The following is a 17,742-nucleotide window of genomic DNA, read 5'->3' as shown; positions in this document are numbered from 1 at the left end:
CCGATTAACCGGCCGCCCGCTCCGCGCCCCCGGCGGGGCTCGTGGCACCCGGCAGGGTGCGCATCCGGCGGGCGGCCCGGCTGCGCTCGGCGAGCTGCTCGTCCGCCGGGTAGCCCACCTCCTCCAGCGTCAGGCCGTACGGCCGGATCACGTTGACGGCCGAGTTGCGCACGCCGCCGGCCAGCACCTCGCCGGGGAACTCCACCGGCCGGTGTCCGTCGCCGACCAGCAGCATCGCGCCGACCAGCGCCCGCACCATGTTGTGGCAGAAGGCGTCGGCCCGGACGGTGGCGACCGCGAGCGAGCCCTCCTGGGCGGCGTAGGCGTCGACCGGGACGCGGTCCCAGCGCAGCTCCAGCAGGGTGCGGATGGTGGTCGCGCCCTCGCGCTTCTTGCAGTACGCGGCGAAGTCGTGCTCGCCGAGCAGCAGTCGGGCGGCGGCGTTCATCTTCTCCAGGTCGAGCGGCCGGTCGTGCCAGAGCACATGGCCGCGCAGCAGCGGGTCGACGCCACCGGGGTGGTCGGCGACCCGGTAGGCGTACCGGCGCCAGATCGCCGAGAAGCGCGCGTCGAAGCCGGCCGGGGCCTCGGCCGCGCGGTAGATCCGGACGTCGCCGGGCAGCCGCCCGGCCAGCCGGCGCAGCAGCTTCTCGCCGTGCTGGGCCCACAGCCCCTCCGGCAGGTCGACGTGGGCGACCTGGCCGCGGGCGTGCACACCGGCGTCGGTGCGGCCGGCGACGGTGAGCGGGAAGAGCTCGGAGCTGCGGGTGACGACCTGCAGAGCGGTCTCGATCTCCTCCTGGACCGTCCGGCGGCCGCCCTTCTGGCGGGCCCAGCCCGAGAAGTCGGCGCCGTGGTAGGCGAGGTCGAGCCGGATCCGGAGGTACCCGTCCGCCGGGCCGTCCTTGACCGGAGGCCGCTCGGCGCAATCGTTGAGCACTGCTCTTCACTCCCTGGACATGAGGAACGGGCCCGCTCCCCCACGGATGGGGAAGCGGGCCCGCGACAACACCTGAAGGTGTCAGGCCTGCTCGGCGGCCTCGGCCTCGTCGGCCTTGGTCTCGGTGGCCTCGACCTTGGCGTCGGCCTCCTTGACGGCACGCTTGGTGGCGGCCTCGGCCTCGCCGACGGCGGTCTGCGCAACGGTCAGCGCCTCGACCAGCTCGATCACGGCCATCGGGGCGTTGTCGCCACGACGGGGACCGATCTTGGTGATGCGGGTGTAGCCACCCGGGCGGTTCTCGTAGCGCGGCGCGATCTCGGTGAAGAGGGTGTGCAGCACCGAGATGTCGGTGATGGTCTTGCGCACCAGGCGACGGTTGTGGATGTCGCCCTTCTTCGCCTTGGTGATCAGCTTCTCCGCCAGCGGGCGCAGGCGGCGGGCCTTGGCCTCGGTGGTGGTGATGCGGCCGTACTGGAACAGCTCACGGGCCAGACCGGCGAGCAGCAGGGGCTCGTGGTGCGGGCCGCCGCCGAGGCGGGCACCCTTGGTGGGACGCGGCATGGAATTACTCCTCGAATCTCCGACTGCGGCCGTACCAGGTACCGCAGCGGGCGTACGGGCACTGTGCCCGTACGGCTTTCACGACAACGGGGGCGGTTCCGGGGAACCGCCCCCGTGGTCAAGTCTCTCAGTACTGCTCGGTCTCCGCGTAACCCGCGTCGTCCAGGTCGTCGGCGCCGAAGGCGTCGGCGGCGGCGGTCGGGTCGAACCCGGGCGGGCTGTCCTTGAGGGCCAGGCCCATGCCGGCCAGCTTCGCCTTGACCTCGTCGATCGACTTCGCACCAAAGTTGCGGATGTCGAGCAGGTCGGCCTCGGAGCGGGCCACGAGCTCACCCACGGTGTGGATGCCCTCGCGCTTGAGGCAGTTGTAGGAGCGGACGGTGAGCTCCAGCTCCTCGATCGGCAGCGCCAGGTCGGCGGCCAGGGCGGCGTCCGTCGGGGACGGGCCCATGTCGATGCCCTCGGCGTCGATGTTCAGCTCGCGGGCGAGGCCGAACAGCTCCACCAGGGTCTTGCCGGCCGAGGCCATGGCGTCGCGCGGACGCATGGCGGGCTTGGTCTCGACGTCGACGATCAGCTTGTCGAAGTCGGTCCGCTGCTCGACACGGGTGGCCTCGACCTTGTAGGTGACCTTCAGCACGGGGCTGTAGATCGAGTCGACCGGGATGCGGCCGATCTCCTGGCCGGAGGCCTTGTTCTGGACGGCGGAGACGTAGCCGCGACCGCGCTCGACGGTCAGCTCCATCTCCAGCTTGCCCTTGCCGTTCAGGGTGGCGAGGACCAGCTCGGGGTTGTGCACCTCGACACCGGCCGGCGGCGCGATGTCGGCGGCGGTGACCACACCCGGGCCCTGCTTGCGCAGATACATCACGACCGGCTCGTCGTGCTCCGAGGAGACGACCAGCTGCTTGATGTTGAGGATGAGGTCGGTGACGTCCTCCTTGACGCCCGGCACGGTGGTGAACTCGTGCAGGACGCCGTCGATGCGGATGCTGGTGACAGCGGCACCCGGGATCGACGACAGGAGCGTGCGACGCAGAGAGTTGCCGAGGGTGTAGCCGAAGCCCGGCTCCAGCGGCTCGATCACGAACCGCGAGCGGAACTCGTCGACGACCTCTTCGGTCAGCGAGGGACGCTGAGCGATCAGCATGTTTTCAAATCCTCCAGTGATCTTCGGCACCCACTATTTGATGCCGAACAGAACCAGCGTACGGGGTCCCGCAGGAAACGGGACCCCGTACGAGGTTCAAAGCAGTACCCAGCGTGCCCGAAGGCTCCCCGAGTCGAAGGGCGCACCGAAGCCGAAAGAGACGAACGACAAGCGACGCAGGAGCGCCGGAGTGCGGAACGTCGGCTCCGGGTCAAGAGCGCCCCGAGACGAGGGGGAGGTCACGGGTCAGACGCGGCGGCGCTTCGGCGGGCGGCAGCCGTTGTGCGGGGTGGGGGTGACGTCCTGGATCGAGCCGACCTCCAGGCCGGTGGCCTGGAGCGAACGGATCGCGGTCTCGCGGCCGGAGCCCGGACCCTTCACGAAGACGTCGACCTTGCGCATGCCGTGCTCCTGCGCGCGACGGGCAGCGGCCTCGGCGGCCATCTGCGCGGCGAACGGGGTGGACTTGCGCGAGCCCTTGAAGCCGACGTGGCCGGCGGAGGCCCAGGAGATCACGTTGCCCGAGGGGTCGGTGATCGAAACGATGGTGTTGTTGAACGTGCTCTTGATGTGCGCGTGGCCGTGAGCGACGTTCTTCTTTTCCTTGCGGCGGATCTTCTTCGCGCCGGCAGCCTGACGACCCTTGGGGGGCATAAGTCTGTTCTCCTACTGAGGTGGTCGGTCCGCTGACCCGCGGGCCGGAGGGATGTCCGGTTACGGGACGGACTACTTCTTGCCCGGCTTCTTCTTACCGGCGATCGCGCGACGCGGGCCCTTGCGGGTACGCGCGTTGGTGTGGGTGCGCTGGCCGCGGACCGGCAGGCCGCGGCGGTGACGCAGACCCTCGTAGCAGCCGATCTCGACCTTGCGGCGGATGTCGGCGGCCACCTCGCGGCGGAGGTCACCCTCGACCGTGAAGTTGGCGTCGATGTACTGGCTCAGCTTGACCAGGTCGTCCTCGGCGATGTCGCGAACGCGAATGTCCGGGTTGACGCCGGTCTCGGCGAGGGTCTGCTGGGCGCGGGTACGGCCGATGCCGTACACGTAGGTGAGGGCGATCTCGATCCGCTTCTCACGGGGGAGATCAACGCCGGCGAGGCGTGCCATTCAAGGCTCCTGTGGTTCTTCAGAGGTCTGGCGTGCCACCTACTCCGACACCTCACGGTGAGGGAGCCCCGGCCTCTGACCGGGGGCGGCAGTCCGTCCCTGGGACGGATCGGGTGGCCCACTGATGACGTTTTCGCGTCGCGCGAAGTACTACGAGAAATGCTGGGGAGAGATCAGCCCTGGCGCTGCTTGTGGCGCAGGTTGTCGCAGATCACCATGACCCGGCCGTGACGGCGGATCACCTTGCACTTGTCGCAGATCTTCTTGACGCTCGGCTTGACCTTCATGTTCAGGTTCTCCGGGTCTAGATCTGACGTTCTTACTTGTAGCGGTAGACGATCCGGCCGCGCGTGAGGTCGTAGGGGCTGAGCTCCACCACGACCCGGTCGTCCGGCAGGATGCGGATGTAGTGCATGCGCATCTTGCCACTGATGTGCGCGAGGACCTTGTGACCGTTCTGCAGCTCGACCTTGAACATCGCGTTCGGAAGAGACTCGATCACGGTGCCCTCGATCTCAATGGCGCCTTGCTTCTTAGCCATGAACTGCGAGATCCACCTTCCGGGACCGGCTACCGTATGCGGAACGCTCGTGCGAACCTGGGTCCACCCCGACCCCGACGAGGGGGAAGAGGGCGTGCTGGAGCACGCTACGAGTGAGCCGACGGTCCATCCTACGCCAGCGCGCAGGATGGACCAAAACGGGGGTACCCGATCAGCGGGCCGCCGGAGCCGCCAGCGGCTCGACGTGGGCGGTGCAGGCCGAGCAGCGGCGGGCGGCCTCGGGGATCTCGGTCAGGCACTCGGGGCAGGGGCGCTTCGGGGTCTTCGGCTTCTTCGGCATGTAGCGCGCGGTGGCCTTGGTCACCGGCAGGACGACGCAGAAGTACAGCACGGCCGCGGTCATCAGGAACGCGATCAGCACGTTGAGGAACTGCCCGTACGGGAAGGTCACGCCGGCGATCGTCGCCTTGTAGGAGCCGAAGTCGCCCGCGGCACCGACCACCACGCCCACCAGCGGGGTGAGGAAGGCGGAGACGAAGCCGGTGACCACCGCGGTGAACGCGGCGCCGATCACCACACCGACCGCCATGTCGACCACGTTGCCGCGCATCATGAAGTCGCGGAATCCCTTGAGCACTGCTCTCTCCTGCTGCTCGAAGCCACTACCGGCGCATAAAAATAGGACAAAAGCCCTGGAAGTCCAAACCTCCAGGGCCCTGATCCCTTGTCAGCAGCGGAAGTTGGCTGCTCCGAGCGGTTGTGGCGGGATCACGCCAGCGGGTCCGGCGCGGCCGTCACACCCAGCTTGGCGAGCATCTCGCGGCCGCCGTCGAAGGCGGTCAGCACCACCGGGCCCTGCTCGGTGACGGCCACCGAGTGCTCCCAGTGCGAGGCCCAGGTGCCGTCGTTGGTGACGACGGTCCAGTCGTCCTCCAGCACGGTGGTGTGCGGGGTGCCGAGCGACACCATCGGCTCGATCGCCAGCACGGTGCCGGGGACCAGCTTCGGGCCCTTGCCGCGACCGCGCTCGACGTAGTTCAGCACGTGCGGCTCCATGTGCATCGCGGTGCCGATGCCGTGGCCGCCGTAGCCCTCGGTGATGCCCCACTTGCCCTTGGGCGGCAGCGGCTGGCGCCGGATGAAGCCCTCGATCGCCTTGGAGACGTCGACCAGGCGGTTGCTCTTCTTCATCTGGGCGATGCCGGCCCACATCGAGCCCTCGGTGACCCGGCTCAGCATCTCCACCTCGGGGGCGACCTCGCCGACCGCGACGGTGATCGCCGCGTCGCCGTGCCAGCCGTCCAGGATCGCGCCGCAGTCGATCGAGATGAGGTCGCCCTCCTGCAGCACCCGCTCACCGGGGATGCCGTGCACGACCTCGTTGTTCACCGAGGCGCAGATCACGCCCGGGAACCAGAGGCCGCCGTGATGGGCCCGGAAGTTCGAGGTGGCGCCGTGGTCGGTGATGACCTTGTCGGCGATGTCGTTGAGCTCCTGGGTGGTGATTCCCGGGGCGACCGCCTCGCGGGCCGCCTTGAGCGCCTCGGCGACGACCAGCCCGGCCGCTCGCATCTTCGCGATCTGCTCGGGGGTCTTGATCTCCACCATCTGGTCACGCCTTCCTTGGGTTCCCGCCCGGTCCTTGCCGCGCGGCCGTGCACTCGTTCCACCGTACGACGCCGCACGGCCGCGCTGCCCCGGGTCGGGCAGCGCGGCCGTGGGTACGTCGCTTGAAAACTCAGCTGTCCTGCTTCAGCGCCTCGATCGCGCGCCGGGTGACCTCGTCGACCTTGCCGAGGGCCGGGATCGTGGCGATCAGGCCCTGCTGGCGGTAGTAGTCGATGATCGGCTCGGTCTCCGTGTGGTAGACCTCCAGCCGGGTCCGCACGGCTTCCTCGGTGTCGTCCGAGCGCTGGTACAGCTCGCCGCCGCACTCGTCGCAGACGCCCTCGACCTTCGGCGCGTTGTAGTCCACGTGGAACACGTGGCCGCCGTCGTTGCGGCACAGCCGACGGCCGGCGATCCGGCGGACGACCTCGTCCTCGGGGACCTCCAGGTCGAGCACGCCGTCGAGCTTGATGCCCTGCTCGGCGAGGAACTCGTCCAGCGCCTTCGCCTGGCCCAGGTTCCGCGGGAAGCCGTCCAGCAGGAAGCCGTTGGCGGCGTCCTCCTGGAGCATGCGGTCCTTGGCCATCCCGATCGTGACCTCGTCGGGCACCAGGCGGCCCGCGTCCATGTAGCTCTTGGCCTCGACACCCAGCGGGGTGCCCTGACCGATGTTGGCGCGGAACAGGTCGCCGGTGGAGATGTGGGGGATGGACAGGGTCTTGGCGAGGAGGTGCGCCTGAGTACCCTTCCCGGCCCCGGGGGGTCCGACGAGGACGATACGCATCAGCGGAGGAACCCTTCGTAATTGCGCTGCTGGAGCTGGCTCTCGATCTGCTTCACAGTTTCGAGTCCGACGCCGACGACGATGAGCACGCTGGTGCCGCCGAACGGGAAGTTGGTCTGCTGTCCGAAGGCGACCAGGGCGATCATCGGGATCAACGCGATCAGGCCCAGGTAGAGCGAACCCGGCCACGTGATACGGGTGAGCACGTAGTTCAGGTACTCGGCCGTCGGGCGGCCGGCCCGGATACCCGGGATGAACCCACCATACTTCTTCATGTTGTCGGCAACTTCTTCGGGGTTGAAGGAGATGGCGACGTAGAAGAAGGCGAAGAAGACGATCAGCAGGAAGTAGGTGGCCATGTAGATCGGGTGGTCACCGCGCACGAAGTGCTGGTTGATCCACACCGCCCAGCCGGCCTGGCTGTTGGTCAGCTGGACCACGAGGGCCGGGATGTACAGCAGCGACGAGGCGAAGATGACCGGGATGACACCGGCCTGGTTCACCTTGAGCGGGATGTACGTCGAGGTTCCGCCGAAGGCCCGGCGACCGATCATCCGCTTCGCGTACTGGACCGGGATCCGCCGCTGGGCCTGCTCGACGAAGATGACGAGCATCACAACGATGACGCCGATCGCGATGACCGAGAAGAACTCGACCCAGCCGCCGCCGATGGTGCCGGACTGCTTGATCGCCCACATCGAGGTGGGGAACTGGGCCGCGATCGAGGTGAAGATCAGCAGCGACATGCCGTTGCCGATGCCGCGGTCGGTGATCAGCTCACCGAGCCACATGATCACCGTGGTGCCGGCGGTCATGGTCAGGACCATGACGGCGATCCGGAACACGCCGGTGTCCGGCACGATCTGGTTCGCGTAGACGCAGCCCGAGAACAGCGCGCCGCTGGACGCGGTCGCCACGATGCCGGTGCCCTGGAGCACCGCCAGCGCGATGGTCAGGTACCGGGTGTACTGGGTGATCTTCGCCTGGCCGGCCTGGCCCTCCTTCTTCAGCGCCTCCAGTCGCGGAATCACGACGGTGAGGAGCTGGAGGATGATGCTCGCCGTGATGTACGGCATGATGCCGAGGGCGAAGATCGTCAGCTGCAGCAGCGCCCCGCCGGAGAACAAGTTGACCAGGCCGAAGAGGCCGTTGTTCTTGGTCTCCTTGATGCAGGCGTGAACCGCCTCGAAGTCGACCCCTGGTACGGGAACGTGCGAGCCCAGCCGGAACAGCACCATGATGCCCAGCGTGAACAGCAGCTTCTTGCGCAGGTCGGGCGTCTGGAACGCCCGCGCGAACGCACTGAGCACGGTGCCTCCTGCGCCTCCCGCGCGTCGTCGGCGGGAGGGTCGGTCCTGAATGGGGAGTTTGCGGTTCGGGCTCCGTTACAGACGGCACAGGCGAGCCTATGCGCAGCCTACAAGGGAACTCCACGGACTCTAACAGTGCACGGCCGCTCGAAAGAAGCGCGTACGGCCCCTCCCCCACTCATGGGGTACGGGATGCCCGGTTTTGCCACACAAAAGAACGAGGGCGGGATCCCGCCGCGTCGACATCCGCGCGCGGAAAGGGCCGGAAAAGGCGCGAGCCCCGCACCTCCCGAAGGGAAGTGCGGGGCTCGCGGAAGTCAGCGGGCTCAGACGAGCTCGGTGACGGTACCGCCGGCGGCGGTGATCTTCTCGGCGGCCGAGCCGGAGACGGCGTCCACCGTCACCTGCAGCGCGACCGAGATCTCGCCGGTGCCGAGCACCTTGACGAGGGAGTTCTTGCGAACCGCGCCCTTGGCGACCAGGTCCTCGACCGTGACCTCGCCACCCTGCGGGTAGAGCTCGGCCAGCTTGTCGAGGTTGACGACCTGGAACGTGATCTTGAACGGGTTCTTGAAGCCCTTCAGCTTCGGCAGACGCATGTGGAGCGGCATCTGGCCACCCTCGAAGCGCTGCGGAACCTGGTAGCGGGCCTTGGTGCCCTTGGTGCCACGACCAGCGGTCTTACCCTTGGACGCCTCACCACGACCCACACGGATCTTGTCGGTCTTGGCACCCGGGGCGGGACGCAGGTTGTGGATCTTGATCGGGTTGTCGCCCATGATCAGTCCACCTCCTCAACCGTCACCAGGTGACGGACCGTCTGGGCCATCCCGCGGATCTCGGGACGGTCCTCCTTCACCACGACGTCGTGCATGCGCTTGAGGCCAAGCGAGCGCAGGGTGTCGCGGTGGTTCTGCTTGCTGCCGATGTACGACTTGGTCTGCGTGATCTTCAGGCGAGCCATCAGGCACTCACCCCGGCAGCAGCCCGAGCCCGCAGCAGACCGGCCGGAGCCACGTCCTCGAGCGGCAGGCCACGGCGGGCCGCGACCTCCTCGGGACGCTGGATCTGCTTCAGCGCGGCAACCGTGGCGTGCACGATGTTGATCGCGTTGTCCGAGCCGAGCGACTTCGACAGGATGTCGTGAACGCCGGCGCACTCCAGGACGGCACGCACCGGGCCACCGGCGATAACACCGGTACCGGGGGCGGCGGGCTTAAGCAGCACGACGCCGGCGGCCTTCTCGCCCTGAACGGGGTGCGCGATGGTGCCCTGGATACGGGGGACCTTGAAGAAGTTCTTCTTGGCCTCCTCAACGCCCTTGGCGATGGCGGCCGGAACCTCCTTCGCCTTCCCGTAACCGACACCCACGGTGCCGTCACCGTCGCCCACCACGACCAGCGCGGTGAAGCTGAAACGACGACCACCCTTGACAACCTTGGCGACGCGGTTGATCGCGACGACGCGCTCGACGTAAGCGGTCTTCTCGACGGCGGGGGCGTTGCCCCGGTCGTCACGCTTACGGTCGCGCCGCTCGCCACCGGTGCCGCCGCCGGCGCCGCTACCGCGGCGCTGGGGTCCAGCCATTGGAATTACCTCTCTCGATTACGTCCGCCGACAGAGTCGACGAGCGGCTTAGAAGTCGAGCCCGGCCTCGCGGGCCGCGTCCGCCAGAGCGGCGATGCGGCCGGCGTACCGGTTGCCCGCGCGGTCGAAGACGACCGACTCGATGCCGGCGGCCTTGGCGCGCTCGGCGACCAGGCTCCCGACCTTCTTGGCCAGCTCGGTCTTGTCGCCCTCGGCGCCCTTGATGGACACGTCGAGGGTGGACGCCGACGCCAGGGTGTGACCCTTGGCGTCGTCGATGACCTGGGCGACCATGTGACGGTTCGAGCGCGTCACGACGAGGCGCGGACGCACCTCGCTGCCGACGATGCGCTTGCGAACGCGGATCGCGCGGCGCTTGCGAGCGGCGCTCTTGTAGGCGTTGCCCTTGCCGATCTTGACAGAGACACTCATCGCTTACTTACCACTCTTTCCGACCTTGCGGCGGATAACCTCGCCCGCGTACTTGACGCCCTTGGCCTTGTACGGGTCGGGCTTGCGCAGCTTGCGGATCTTCGCGGCGACCTCGCCGACCTTCTGCTTGTCGATGCCGTCCACGTGGAACTTGGTGGCCGACTCGACGACGAAGGAGATGCCCTCCGGCGCCTCGACGAGGATCGGGTGGCTGTAGCCCAGCTGGAACTCCATGTCGGAGCCCTTCGCCAGAACTCGGTAGCCGACACCGCTGATCTCCAGCGACTTGCGGTAGCCCGCGGTCACACCGGTGATCATGTTCGCCACCAGCGTGCGGGTCAGGCCGTGCAGGGCCTTCGACTGACGCTCGTCGTTGGGGCGGGTGACAGCCAGAATACCGTCCTCGCCCTTGCCGATCTCGATCGGCGCGGCGACGACGTGGGTGAGGGAGCCCTTCGGGCCCTTCACCGAGACCGTCTGGCCATCGATGGTGACGTCCACGCCAGCGGGGACCTGGATGGGCAGCCGTCCAATGCGCGACATTGCTGTACCTCCGTTTCCCGAATTACCAGACGTAGGCGAGAACTTCTCCGCCTACGCCCTTCTTGGCGGCCTGCTTGTCGGTCAGGAGGCCGGACGACGTGGAGATGATCGCCACGCCCAGGCCGCCGAGAACCTTCGGCAGGTTGGTGGACTTTGCGTAAACGCGCAGACCCGGCTTGCTGATGCGCTTGATGCCGGCGATGGAGCGCTCACGGTTGGGGCCGAACTTGAGCTCGATGGTCAGCTTCTTGCCGACCTCGCCCTCGACGGGCTCCTCAACCTTGTAGGAGGTGATGTAACCCTCCTGCTGCAGGATCTCGGCGACGTGCGCCTTGATCTTGCTGGCCGGCATCGCCACGGAGTCGTGGTACGCCGAGTTCGCGTTACGCAGACGCGTGAGCATGTCTGCGATGGGGTCGGTCATGGTCATGATGGCCTCAGGCCTCTCTCGCCGCGGTTTCTCCGCGCCAGGTCCCCCTTCCGCACTCTTTCGAGTTCGTCAGGGGCACAAGCGCAGGGGACCTGCGACGTCGTAAGACTGGGTGCGAGCCCTCTCGCAAGAGGGCCACGGGCGTCCATGGGGACGCCGTGGCAGGGGGCCCGACCCCACTACCTTACGGGAACCCGTACGGCAGGCCCAAAACGGGCCGGTGTGGGATCGGGCACCTCTGCGTCGCTGTGTGCCTAAAGCGCCTGGACTACCAGGAGCTCTTGGTCACGCCCGGCAGCTCGCCACGGTGCGCCATCTCACGGAGGCACACACGGCAGAGGCCGAACTTGCGGTACACCGAGTGCGGACGGCCGCACCGCTGGCACCGGGTGTAGGCCCGGACGCCGAACTTCGGCTTCCGCTCGGCCTTCGCGATGAGGGACTTCTTCGCCATTGGCTCACGCCTCCTTGAACGGGAAGCCCAGAGCACGCAGGAGCGCCCGGCCCTCGTCGTCGGTCTGCGCGGTGGTCACGACGGTGATGTCCATACCGCGCTGACGGTCGACCTTGTCCTGGTCGATCTCGTGGAACATAACCTGCTCGGTCAGACCGAAGGTGTAGTTGCCACGGCCGTCGAACTGCTTGGGGGAGAGACCGCGGAAGTCACGGATGCGCGGCAGGGCCAGCGACACCAGACGGTCCAGGAACTCCCACATGCGGTCACCACGGAGGGTGACGTGGGTGCCGATCGGCTGGCCCTCGCGCAGCTTGAACTGCGCGATGGACTTGCGGGCCTTGGTCACGGCCGGCTTCTGACCGGTGATCGCGGTCAGGTCGCGGATCGCGCCCTCGATCAGCTTGCTGTCACGGGCGGCCTCGCCGACACCCATGTTGACGACGACCTTGACCAGGCCCGGCGTCAGCATGACGTTCTCGTACGAGAACTGCTCCTGCAGCTGCCCCTTGATCTCGGAGTTGTAACGCTCCTTGAGGCGGGGGGTCACCTTCTCAACAGACGTCTCAGACATCAGATGTCCTCACCGGTTCGCTTGGCAACGCGGATCTTGTTGCCCTCGTCGTCGAAGCGGTAGCCAACGCGGGTGACGACCTTCTTGCCGTCCTTCTCCACGACCAGCTGGACGTTGGAGACGTGCACCGGGGCCTCGACGGTGACAATGCCACCCTGAGTGCCCGGACCCGGCTTGGTGTGCTTCTTGACCCGGTTCACACCCTCGACCAGGACCTTGTTCTCAGCCGGCAGGGCCTGGATGACCTTGCCCTGCTTGCCCTTGTCCTTGCCGGTGATGACCTGAACCAGGTCGCCCTTCTTGATCTTCATGCTGTTCGCCATGGGTCAGAGCACCTCCGGCGCCAGCGAGATGATCTTCATGAACTTCTTGTCACGCAGCTCGCGGCCCACCGGGCCGAAGATGCGGGTACCACGGGGGTCACCGTCCGTGTTCTTGAGAACGACAGCGGCGTTCTCGTCGAACCGGATGTACGAACCGTCGGGACGACGGCGCGACTTCACGGTACGGACGACGACGCACTTGACGACGTCACCCTTCTTCACCGAACCACCGGGGATCGCGTCCTTGACGGTGGCGACGATGACGTCCCCGATACCGGCGTAGCGGCGACCGGAACCACCGAGAACGCGGATGCAAAGGATTTCCTTCGCGCCCGTGTTGTCGGCGACACGCAGTCGCGACTCCTGCTGGATCACAGCTTTCTCCTGATCGTCAACGAGAGCTGACGGGCCGGCCGCTGCTCACACCAGCGCCCGCGAGGGGCCTGGTGCACATACGGCCGTACCACATCGACTTCGTTACTTGGCCTTCTCGAGGATCTCGACGACGCGCCAGCGCTTCGTCGCGGACAGCGGGCGGGTCTCCGCGAGGAGGACCCGGTCGCCGATGCCGCAGGCGTTCGCCTCGTCGTGCGCCTTCAGCTTGTTCGTACGGCGGATGACCTTGCCGTACAGCGCGTGCTTGACGCGGTCCTCGACGGCGACGACGACGGTCTTGTCCATCTTGTCGCTGACGACGAGACCCTCACGGGTCTTGCGGAAACCGCGCGTCTCGTTGGTGTTCTCAGTCATCAGGCGTTCTCCACCGTCTCGATGCCCAGCTCGCGCTCGCGCATCAGGGTGTAGATCCGCGCGATGTCCTTACGGACGAGCTTGAGCCGTCCGTGGTTGTCGAGCTGCCCGGTCGCCGCCTGGAAGCGGAGGTTGAACAGCTCCTCCTTGGCCTCGCGCAGCTTGGCAACGAGACCCTCGTTGTCCAGCTGGCGGAGGTCAGCAGCCTTGGTAGCGGCCGACATCAGCTCTCACCGTCCTCGCGCCGGACGATCCGGCACTTCATCGGCAGCTTGTGAGCAGCGCGGGTGAGCGCCTCACGAGCAACCTTCTCGTTCGGGTACGACAGCTCGAACATGACCCGACCCGGGTGCACGTTCGCGATCCACCACTCCGGCGAACCCTTACCGGAACCCATGCGGGTCTCGGCCGGCTTCTTGGTCAGCGGACGGTCCGGGTAGATGTTGATCCAGACCTTGCCGCCACGGCGGATGTGACGGGTGATCGCGATACGAGCGGACTCGATCTGACGGTTCGTCACGTAGGCCGGGGTCACGGCCTGGATGCCGAACTGGCCGAACGCCAGCTCGGTGCCACCCTTGGCAGCGCCACGGCGCTTGGGGTGGTGCTGCTTGCGGTGCTTGACCCGACGGGGGATCAGCATTGCGGTCAGGCCTCCGTTCCGGTGTTCTCGGCAGCCGGAGCCTCGACGGCGACCGGGGCCTGAGCCTCGGCAGCGGCGGGACGACGGCCGCGGCCACCGCGCTCGCCACCACGGCGCTCGCCACCGCGGGCGGGACGACCACCCTCGGGGCGGGCCGGGCGGTTGCCCGAGCGGGCAGCGGCGTTCTCAGCGCGGACCTCGGCGATGTTCTTGACGTCGCCCTTGTAGATCCAGACCTTCACGCCGATGCGGCCGAAGGTCGTCTTGGCCTCGAAGAAGCCGTAGTCGACGTTCGCGCGCAGGGTGTGCAGCGGCACACGGCCCTCGCGGTAGAACTCCGAACGGCTCATCTCGGCGCCGCCGAGACGACCGGAGCACTGGACCTTGATGCCCTTGGCGCCGGACTTCATGGTGCCCTGCATCGACTTGCGCATGGCACGGCGGAAGGAGACGCGGGAGGACAGCTGCTCCGCGACGCCCTGAGCCACGAGCTGGGCGTCCAGCTCGGGGTTCTTGACCTCGAGGATGTTCAGCTGGACCTGCTTGCCGGTCAGCTTCTCGAGGTCGCCGCGGATGCGGTCGGCCTCGGTGCCGCGCCGGCCGATCACGATGCCGGGGCGAGCGGTGTGGATGTCCACACGGACGCGGTCGCGGGTGCGCTCGATCTCGACCTTGGAGATGCCGGCGCGCTCCATGCCCTTCGTCATCATGCGACGAATGGCAACGTCTTCCTTGACGTAGTCCTTGTACAGCTTGTCGGCGTACCAGCGGGACTTGAAGTCCGTGCTGATGCCGAGGCGGAACCCGTGCGGGTTAACCTTCTGGCCCATTACCGGGTCCCTTCCTTGCTGCTGACGACCACGGTGATGTGGCTGGTCCGCTTGCGGATCCGGTAGGCACGGCCCTGGGCGCGCGGACGGAACCGCTTCAGGGTCGGGCCCTCGTCAACGTACGCCTCGCTGATGACGAGGTCGTCCACGTTGGAGTGGTTGTAGTTGTGCGCGGCGTTGGCAATGGCGCTGTCGAGCACCTTGCCGACCGGCACGGTCGCGGCCTGCGGAGCGAAACGCAGGACCGCCTGGGCCTCCGTGGCGTTCAGGCCACGGATGAGGTCCACCACGCGGCGGGCCTTCATGGGCGTGACGCGGATGTACCGCGCCTGGGCCCTGGCTTCCATGGTTGTCCCCTTGCTGGTGTAAGTCATTGAGTCGGTAATCTCGCTGGCGACTAGCGACGCTTCGACTTGCGGTCGTCCTTGACGTGACCGCGGAAGGTACGCGTCGGCGCGAACTCGCCGAGCTTGTGGCCGACCATCGACTCGGTGACGAACACCGGGACGTGCTTGCGGCCATCGTGCACCGCGATCGTGTGGCCGAGCATGGCCGGGAAGATCACGGAGCGACGGGACCAGGTCTTGATGACGTTCTGGGTACCCGCCTCGTTCTGCGCGTCCACCTTCTTGAGAAGGTGGCCGTCAATGAAGGGGCCCTTCTTGAGACTGCGCGGCATCTGACCTGCTCCTAGCGCTTCTTGTTGGTCTTGCGGCGGCGCACGATGAGGGCGTTCGAAGCCTTCTTCGGGCTACGAGTGCGACCCTCCTTCTGGCCCCACGGCGAAACCGGGTGGCGACCACCGGAGGTCTTACCCTCACCACCACCGTGCGGGTGGTCGATCGGGTTCATGGCCACACCACGCACGGTCGGGCGGACGCCCTTCCAGCGCATACGGCCGGCCTTGCCCCAGTTGATGTTCGACTGCTCGGCGTTGCCGACCTCGCCGACGGTCGCGCGGCAGCGCGCGTCCACCAGGCGGATCTCGCCGGAGGGCATGCGCAGGTGCGCCATCTTGCCCTCACGCGCCAGCAGCTGGATGCCGGAACCGGCCGAGCGGGCCAGCTTGGCACCGCCACCGGGACGCAGCTCCACCGCGTGGATGGTCGTACCGACCGGGATGTTGCGCAGCGGCAGGTTGTTGCCGGGCTTGATGTCGGCGCCAGGGCCGTTCTCCACCCGGTCGCCCTGCGCGATGCCGCGCGGCGCGATGATGTAGCGCTTCTCGCCGTCCACGTAGTGCAGGAGCGCGATGCGCGCGGTGCGGTTCGGGTCGTACTCGATGTGCGCGACCTTGGCCGGCACGCCGTCCTTGTCGTGACGACGGAAGTCGATCACGCGGTAGGCGCGCTTGTGACCGCCACCCTGGTGGCGAACGGTGATCCGACCGGCGTTGTTACGGCCGCCCTTGCTGTGCAGGGGGCGAACCAGCGACTTCTCCGGCGTGGACCGCGTGATTTCGACGAAGTCGGCCACGCTGGAGCCACGACGGCCCGGCGTAGTCGGCTTGTACTTGCGGATACCCATTTTCGTCCTCGTCTTGATCGACGATCACGGCCTCCGTCAGGAGGTCGGACCACCGAAGATGTCGATGCGGTTGCCCTCGGCCAGCTTCACGATGGCGCGCTTGGTGTCCTTGCGCTTGCCGAAGCCCGTCTTGGAGCGCTTGCGCTTGCCCTGACGGTTGATCGTGTTGACAGCCTCGACCTTGACCGAGAAGACGGCCTCGACGGCCTGCTTGATCTGGGTCTTGTTGGCGCCCGGCGACACGATGAACGTGTACTTGTTCTCGTCGAGAAGGCTGTAGCTCTTCTCGGAGATAACCGGCTTCACCAGGACGTCACGGGGGTCCGTGAACGTCTTGCTCGTAACGTCGCTCATCAGGCGGCGCTCCCTTCGAGCTCGCCCTCAGCGGCAACGGCCTTGGCGGACGCGGCCGGACCGGCCACGAAACGCTCGAAGGCGGCCTGGGTGAAGACCACATCGTCGGAGACGAGCACGTCGTAGGTGTTCAGCTGACCGGCGTCCAGGATGTGGACGTTCGGCAGGTTGCGAGCGGACTTGAGGCCCAGCTCGTCCGCACGCTCGACGACCAGGAGGACGTTCTTGCGCTCGGTGATCTTGCCGAACAGGCTCTTGGCAGCCTTGGTCGACGGCGCCTCGGTCGCGGTCACGCCGGTGACGACGTGAATGCGGTTGTGGCGGGCCCGGTCGGTGAGCGCACCGCGCAGGGCGGCGGCGATCATCTTCTTCGGGGTCCGCTGCGAGTAGTCGCGCGGCACGGGACCGTGCACGACGCCACCACCGGCGAACTGCGGCGCGCGGGTCGAGCCCTGACGGGCGCGGCCGGTGCCCTTCTGGCGGTACGGCTTCTTGCCGCCACCACGAACCTCGCCGCGCGTCTTGGTCTTGTGGGTGCCCTGACGGGCCGCAGCGAGCTGCGCCACGACGACCTGGTGCATCAGCGGAACGCTGACCTTGGCGTCGAAGATCTCGGCCGGCAGCTCGAGGCTGCCGGTCTTGTCACCCGAGGGCGACAGGATGTCAATGGTGCTCATATCCTTCACAGCCCCTTCGCCGCGGTGCGGACGAGGACGAGGCCGCCGTTCGGGCCCGGGATCGCGCCCTTGATCAGGAGCAGACCCTTCTCCGCGTCAACCGCGTGCACGGTCAGGTTCTGGGTGGTCACACGCTCGTGACCCATCCGGCCGGCCATCTTCAGGCCCTTGAACACGCGGCCCGGGGTGGCGCAGCCACCGATGGAACCGGGCGAACGGTGCTTGCGCTGCACGCCGTGACCGGCGCCGAGGCCCCGGAAGTTGTGGCGCTTCATGACACCGGCGAAGCCCTTGCCCTTGGAGGTGCCGGTCACGTCGACCTTGACACCCGCCTCGAACAGCTCGGCGGTGATCTCCTGGCCCAGGGTGTACTCGGACGCGTCCGAGGTCCGGAGCTCGACCAGGTGGCGACGCGGGGTGACACCGGCCTTGGCGAAGTGGCCCGCGAGGGGCTTGTTCACCTTGCGGGGGTCGATCTCGCCGAAGCCGATCTGGACGGCGTCGTAGCCGGCCGGGCTGTCAGCGGTGTGGACCTGGGTCACGACATTCGGCCCGGCCTTGACGACGGTCACCGGAACGACCCGGTTGTTCTCGTCCCAGACCTGGGTCATGCCGAGCTTCTCGCCCAGGATGCCCTTAATCTGCTTAGCCAT

31 protein-coding genes are annotated in these 17,742 nt (G+C 67.4%); all 31 read right to left on the bottom strand.

The window, feature by feature from the left end; translation table 11 throughout:
- Nucleotides 1-4: 4 nt before the first annotated feature.
- The 31 genes from truA to rplC all read right to left on the bottom strand — a co-directional run bounded on the left by truA (nt 5) and on the right by rplC (nt 17,742).
- Complete coding sequence (gene truA / locus ACFU9E_RS05395) at nt 5-940, bottom strand: tRNA pseudouridine(38-40) synthase TruA (protein WP_380681607.1); 936 nt, start codon at nt 938-940, stop codon at nt 5-7.
- An 81-nt stretch (nt 941-1,021) separates the two neighbouring features.
- Entirely contained in the window at nt 1,022-1,504 is a 483-nt protein-coding gene (gene rplQ / locus ACFU9E_RS05390) for a 50S ribosomal protein L17 (protein WP_344338005.1), read from the bottom strand.
- A gap of 127 nt (nt 1,505-1,631) precedes the next feature.
- The gene (locus ACFU9E_RS05385; RefSeq protein WP_030055844.1) at nt 1,632-2,654 is read right to left on the bottom strand and encodes a DNA-directed RNA polymerase subunit alpha; all 1,023 of its coding nucleotides are present in this window, start codon (nt 2,652-2,654) and stop codon (nt 1,632-1,634) included.
- Between the two features lie 246 nt (nt 2,655-2,900).
- On the bottom strand, nt 2,901-3,308 hold the full coding sequence (gene rpsK, locus ACFU9E_RS05380; RefSeq protein WP_014136257.1) for a 30S ribosomal protein S11: 408 nt from the start codon (nt 3,306-3,308) through the stop codon (nt 2,901-2,903).
- A gap of 72 nt (nt 3,309-3,380) precedes the next feature.
- Nucleotides 3,381-3,761 (bottom strand): 30S ribosomal protein S13, encoded by a 381-nt coding sequence (rpsM, locus tag ACFU9E_RS05375; protein WP_380681609.1) that lies wholly within the window; start codon nt 3,759-3,761, stop codon nt 3,381-3,383.
- 173 nt (nt 3,762-3,934) lie between these two features.
- Nucleotides 3,935-4,048, bottom strand: a complete 114-nt coding sequence (gene rpmJ / locus ACFU9E_RS05370) for a 50S ribosomal protein L36 (protein ID WP_003956441.1) — start codon at nt 4,046-4,048, stop codon at nt 3,935-3,937.
- 32 nt (nt 4,049-4,080) lie between these two features.
- The gene (gene infA, locus ACFU9E_RS05365; RefSeq protein WP_003956442.1) at nt 4,081-4,302 is read right to left on the bottom strand and encodes a translation initiation factor IF-1; all 222 of its coding nucleotides are present in this window, start codon (nt 4,300-4,302) and stop codon (nt 4,081-4,083) included.
- 172 nt (nt 4,303-4,474) lie between these two features.
- On the bottom strand, nt 4,475-4,900 hold the full coding sequence (gene mscL / locus ACFU9E_RS05360) for a large conductance mechanosensitive channel protein MscL (protein ID WP_355358394.1): 426 nt from the start codon (nt 4,898-4,900) through the stop codon (nt 4,475-4,477).
- A 131-nt stretch (nt 4,901-5,031) separates the two neighbouring features.
- On the bottom strand, nt 5,032-5,871 hold the full coding sequence (gene map / locus ACFU9E_RS05355; protein ID WP_380681611.1) for a type I methionyl aminopeptidase: 840 nt from the start codon (nt 5,869-5,871) through the stop codon (nt 5,032-5,034).
- A gap of 130 nt (nt 5,872-6,001) precedes the next feature.
- Nucleotides 6,002-6,655 carry an adenylate kinase gene (locus ACFU9E_RS05350; protein ID WP_380278775.1) on the bottom strand — a complete coding sequence of 218 codons (654 nt, stop codon included), beginning with the start codon at nt 6,653-6,655 and terminating at the stop codon, nt 6,002-6,004.
- Complete coding sequence (gene secY / locus ACFU9E_RS05345; RefSeq protein WP_355358385.1) at nt 6,655-7,965, bottom strand: preprotein translocase subunit SecY; 1,311 nt, start codon at nt 7,963-7,965, stop codon at nt 6,655-6,657. Before secY ends, ACFU9E_RS05350 begins: the two co-directional genes overlap by 1 nt.
- Before the next feature lie 326 nt (nt 7,966-8,291).
- Nucleotides 8,292-8,744: a 50S ribosomal protein L15 gene (rplO, locus tag ACFU9E_RS05340; protein ID WP_376086152.1), complete on the bottom strand. Its 453-nt coding sequence runs from the start codon at nt 8,742-8,744 to the stop codon at nt 8,292-8,294.
- Nucleotides 8,745-8,746: 2 nt separating this feature from the next.
- Nucleotides 8,747-8,929: a 50S ribosomal protein L30 gene (gene rpmD, locus ACFU9E_RS05335; RefSeq protein WP_030251557.1), complete on the bottom strand. Its 183-nt coding sequence runs from the start codon at nt 8,927-8,929 to the stop codon at nt 8,747-8,749.
- Complete coding sequence (gene rpsE / locus ACFU9E_RS05330) at nt 8,929-9,552, bottom strand: 30S ribosomal protein S5 (RefSeq protein WP_344338017.1); 624 nt, start codon at nt 9,550-9,552, stop codon at nt 8,929-8,931. The genes rpmD and rpsE overlap by 1 nt, the downstream gene beginning before the upstream one ends.
- Nucleotides 9,553-9,600: 48 nt before the next feature.
- Complete coding sequence (rplR, locus tag ACFU9E_RS05325; protein ID WP_344338019.1) at nt 9,601-9,984, bottom strand: 50S ribosomal protein L18; 384 nt, start codon at nt 9,982-9,984, stop codon at nt 9,601-9,603.
- A gap of 3 nt (nt 9,985-9,987) precedes the next feature.
- A complete protein-coding gene (gene rplF, locus ACFU9E_RS05320) occupies nt 9,988-10,527 on the bottom strand; it encodes a 50S ribosomal protein L6 (RefSeq protein ID WP_030393304.1) in 540 nt (179 codons plus the stop codon).
- Nucleotides 10,528-10,549: 22 nt separating this feature from the next.
- Nucleotides 10,550-10,957 (bottom strand): 30S ribosomal protein S8, encoded by a 408-nt coding sequence (gene rpsH, locus ACFU9E_RS05315; RefSeq protein WP_355358379.1) that lies wholly within the window; start codon nt 10,955-10,957, stop codon nt 10,550-10,552.
- Between the two features lie 268 nt (nt 10,958-11,225).
- On the bottom strand, nt 11,226-11,411 hold the full coding sequence (locus tag ACFU9E_RS05310; RefSeq protein ID WP_030393303.1) for a type Z 30S ribosomal protein S14: 186 nt from the start codon (nt 11,409-11,411) through the stop codon (nt 11,226-11,228).
- Between the two features lie 4 nt (nt 11,412-11,415).
- Nucleotides 11,416-11,985: a 50S ribosomal protein L5 gene (gene rplE, locus ACFU9E_RS05305; protein WP_030300393.1), complete on the bottom strand. Its 570-nt coding sequence runs from the start codon at nt 11,983-11,985 to the stop codon at nt 11,416-11,418.
- Nucleotides 11,985-12,296, bottom strand: coding sequence for a 50S ribosomal protein L24 (rplX, locus tag ACFU9E_RS05300; RefSeq protein ID WP_100892787.1), 312 nt, complete (start codon nt 12,294-12,296; stop codon nt 11,985-11,987). Before rplX ends, rplE begins: the two co-directional genes overlap by 1 nt.
- Nucleotides 12,297-12,311: 15 nt before the next feature.
- Nucleotides 12,312-12,683, bottom strand: coding sequence for a 50S ribosomal protein L14 (gene rplN / locus ACFU9E_RS05295; RefSeq protein WP_030393301.1), 372 nt, complete (start codon nt 12,681-12,683; stop codon nt 12,312-12,314).
- A 102-nt stretch (nt 12,684-12,785) separates the two neighbouring features.
- The gene (gene rpsQ, locus ACFU9E_RS05290) at nt 12,786-13,058 is read right to left on the bottom strand and encodes a 30S ribosomal protein S17 (protein WP_030055826.1); all 273 of its coding nucleotides are present in this window, start codon (nt 13,056-13,058) and stop codon (nt 12,786-12,788) included.
- Nucleotides 13,058-13,282, bottom strand: a complete 225-nt coding sequence (rpmC, locus tag ACFU9E_RS05285; protein WP_030300387.1) for a 50S ribosomal protein L29 — start codon at nt 13,280-13,282, stop codon at nt 13,058-13,060. The genes rpsQ and rpmC overlap by 1 nt, the downstream gene beginning before the upstream one ends.
- Nucleotides 13,282-13,701, bottom strand: a complete 420-nt coding sequence (gene rplP / locus ACFU9E_RS05280) for a 50S ribosomal protein L16 (RefSeq protein WP_030232476.1) — start codon at nt 13,699-13,701, stop codon at nt 13,282-13,284. Before rplP ends, rpmC begins: the two co-directional genes overlap by 1 nt.
- A 5-nt stretch (nt 13,702-13,706) precedes the next feature.
- Nucleotides 13,707-14,531: a 30S ribosomal protein S3 gene (rpsC, locus tag ACFU9E_RS05275; protein WP_380682126.1), complete on the bottom strand. Its 825-nt coding sequence runs from the start codon at nt 14,529-14,531 to the stop codon at nt 13,707-13,709.
- Entirely contained in the window at nt 14,531-14,878 is a 348-nt protein-coding gene (gene rplV, locus ACFU9E_RS05270) for a 50S ribosomal protein L22 (RefSeq protein ID WP_045304593.1), read from the bottom strand. Before rplV ends, rpsC begins: the two co-directional genes overlap by 1 nt.
- A 50-nt stretch (nt 14,879-14,928) precedes the next feature.
- Nucleotides 14,929-15,210 (bottom strand): 30S ribosomal protein S19, encoded by a 282-nt coding sequence (gene rpsS / locus ACFU9E_RS05265; RefSeq protein WP_030055821.1) that lies wholly within the window; start codon nt 15,208-15,210, stop codon nt 14,929-14,931.
- A gap of 11 nt (nt 15,211-15,221) precedes the next feature.
- Nucleotides 15,222-16,058 (bottom strand): 50S ribosomal protein L2, encoded by an 837-nt coding sequence (rplB, locus tag ACFU9E_RS05260; protein ID WP_355358370.1) that lies wholly within the window; start codon nt 16,056-16,058, stop codon nt 15,222-15,224.
- A gap of 36 nt (nt 16,059-16,094) precedes the next feature.
- Nucleotides 16,095-16,412, bottom strand: coding sequence for a 50S ribosomal protein L23 (gene rplW / locus ACFU9E_RS05255; RefSeq protein ID WP_355358367.1), 318 nt, complete (start codon nt 16,410-16,412; stop codon nt 16,095-16,097).
- Complete coding sequence (gene rplD, locus ACFU9E_RS05250) at nt 16,412-17,089, bottom strand: 50S ribosomal protein L4 (RefSeq protein ID WP_380682127.1); 678 nt, start codon at nt 17,087-17,089, stop codon at nt 16,412-16,414. The genes rplW and rplD overlap by 1 nt, the downstream gene beginning before the upstream one ends.
- A 5-nt stretch (nt 17,090-17,094) precedes the next feature.
- Complete coding sequence (gene rplC / locus ACFU9E_RS05245) at nt 17,095-17,742, bottom strand: 50S ribosomal protein L3 (protein ID WP_189916064.1); 648 nt, start codon at nt 17,740-17,742, stop codon at nt 17,095-17,097.

Origin of the sequence: Kitasatospora sp. NPDC057595 (assembly GCF_042800875.1) — a bacterium.
Classification (GTDB): Bacteria; Actinomycetota; Actinomycetes; order Streptomycetales; family Streptomycetaceae; genus Kitasatospora.
Note: the sequence above shows the minus strand (reverse complement) of the source record. Positions and strands in the feature narration are given on the sequence as shown.

Coding starts and splice junctions, on each gene's coding strand:
- rplQ (WP_344338005.1), bottom strand. CDS start 1,504: ATGCCGCGTCCCACCAAGGGTGCCCGCCTCGGCGGCGGCCCGCACCAC.
- ACFU9E_RS05385 (WP_030055844.1), bottom strand. CDS start 2,654: ATGCTGATCGCTCAGCGTCCCTCGCTGACCGAAGAGGTCGTCGACGAG.
- rpsK (WP_014136257.1), bottom strand. CDS start 3,308: ATGCCCCCCAAGGGTCGTCAGGCTGCCGGCGCGAAGAAGATCCGCCGC.
- rpsM (WP_380681609.1), bottom strand. CDS start 3,761: ATGGCACGCCTCGCCGGCGTTGATCTCCCCCGTGAGAAGCGGATCGAG.
- rpmJ (WP_003956441.1), bottom strand. CDS start 4,048: ATGAAGGTCAAGCCGAGCGTCAAGAAGATCTGCGACAAGTGCAAGGTG.
- infA (WP_003956442.1), bottom strand. CDS start 4,302: ATGGCTAAGAAGCAAGGCGCCATTGAGATCGAGGGCACCGTGATCGAG.
- map (WP_380681611.1), bottom strand. CDS start 5,871: ATGGTGGAGATCAAGACCCCCGAGCAGATCGCGAAGATGCGAGCGGCC.
- ACFU9E_RS05350 (WP_380278775.1), bottom strand. CDS start 6,655: ATGCGTATCGTCCTCGTCGGACCCCCCGGGGCCGGGAAGGGTACTCAG.
- rplO (WP_376086152.1), bottom strand. CDS start 8,744: ATGGGCGACAACCCGATCAAGATCCACAACCTGCGTCCCGCCCCGGGT.
- rpmD (WP_030251557.1), bottom strand. CDS start 8,929: ATGGCTCGCCTGAAGATCACGCAGACCAAGTCGTACATCGGCAGCAAG.
- rpsE (WP_344338017.1), bottom strand. CDS start 9,552: ATGGCTGGACCCCAGCGCCGCGGTAGCGGCGCCGGCGGCGGCACCGGT.
- rplR (WP_344338019.1), bottom strand. CDS start 9,984: ATGAGTGTCTCTGTCAAGATCGGCAAGGGCAACGCCTACAAGAGCGCC.
- rplF (WP_030393304.1), bottom strand. CDS start 10,527: ATGTCGCGCATTGGACGGCTGCCCATCCAGGTCCCCGCTGGCGTGGAC.
- rpsH (WP_355358379.1), bottom strand. CDS start 10,957: ATGACCATGACCGACCCCATCGCAGACATGCTCACGCGTCTGCGTAAC.
- ACFU9E_RS05310 (WP_030393303.1), bottom strand. CDS start 11,411: ATGGCGAAGAAGTCCCTCATCGCGAAGGCCGAGCGGAAGCCGAAGTTC.
- rplE (WP_030300393.1), bottom strand. CDS start 11,985: ATGTCTGAGACGTCTGTTGAGAAGGTGACCCCCCGCCTCAAGGAGCGT.
- rplX (WP_100892787.1), bottom strand. CDS start 12,296: ATGAAGATCAAGAAGGGCGACCTGGTTCAGGTCATCACCGGCAAGGAC.
- rpsQ (WP_030055826.1), bottom strand. CDS start 13,058: ATGACTGAGAACACCAACGAGACGCGCGGTTTCCGCAAGACCCGTGAG.
- rpmC (WP_030300387.1), bottom strand. CDS start 13,282: ATGTCGGCCGCTACCAAGGCTGCTGACCTCCGCCAGCTGGACAACGAG.
- rplP (WP_030232476.1), bottom strand. CDS start 13,701: ATGCTGATCCCCCGTCGGGTCAAGCACCGCAAGCAGCACCACCCCAAG.
- rpsC (WP_380682126.1), bottom strand. CDS start 14,531: ATGGGCCAGAAGGTTAACCCGCACGGGTTCCGCCTCGGCATCAGCACG.
- rplV (WP_045304593.1), bottom strand. CDS start 14,878: ATGGAAGCCAGGGCCCAGGCGCGGTACATCCGCGTCACGCCCATGAAG.
- rpsS (WP_030055821.1), bottom strand. CDS start 15,210: ATGCCGCGCAGTCTCAAGAAGGGCCCCTTCATTGACGGCCACCTTCTC.
- rplB (WP_355358370.1), bottom strand. CDS start 16,058: ATGGGTATCCGCAAGTACAAGCCGACTACGCCGGGCCGTCGTGGCTCC.
- rplW (WP_355358367.1), bottom strand. CDS start 16,412: ATGAGCGACGTTACGAGCAAGACGTTCACGGACCCCCGTGACGTCCTG.
- rplD (WP_380682127.1), bottom strand. CDS start 17,089: ATGAGCACCATTGACATCCTGTCGCCCTCGGGTGACAAGACCGGCAGC.
- rplC (WP_189916064.1), bottom strand. CDS start 17,742: ATGGCTAAGCAGATTAAGGGCATCCTGGGCGAGAAGCTCGGCATGACC.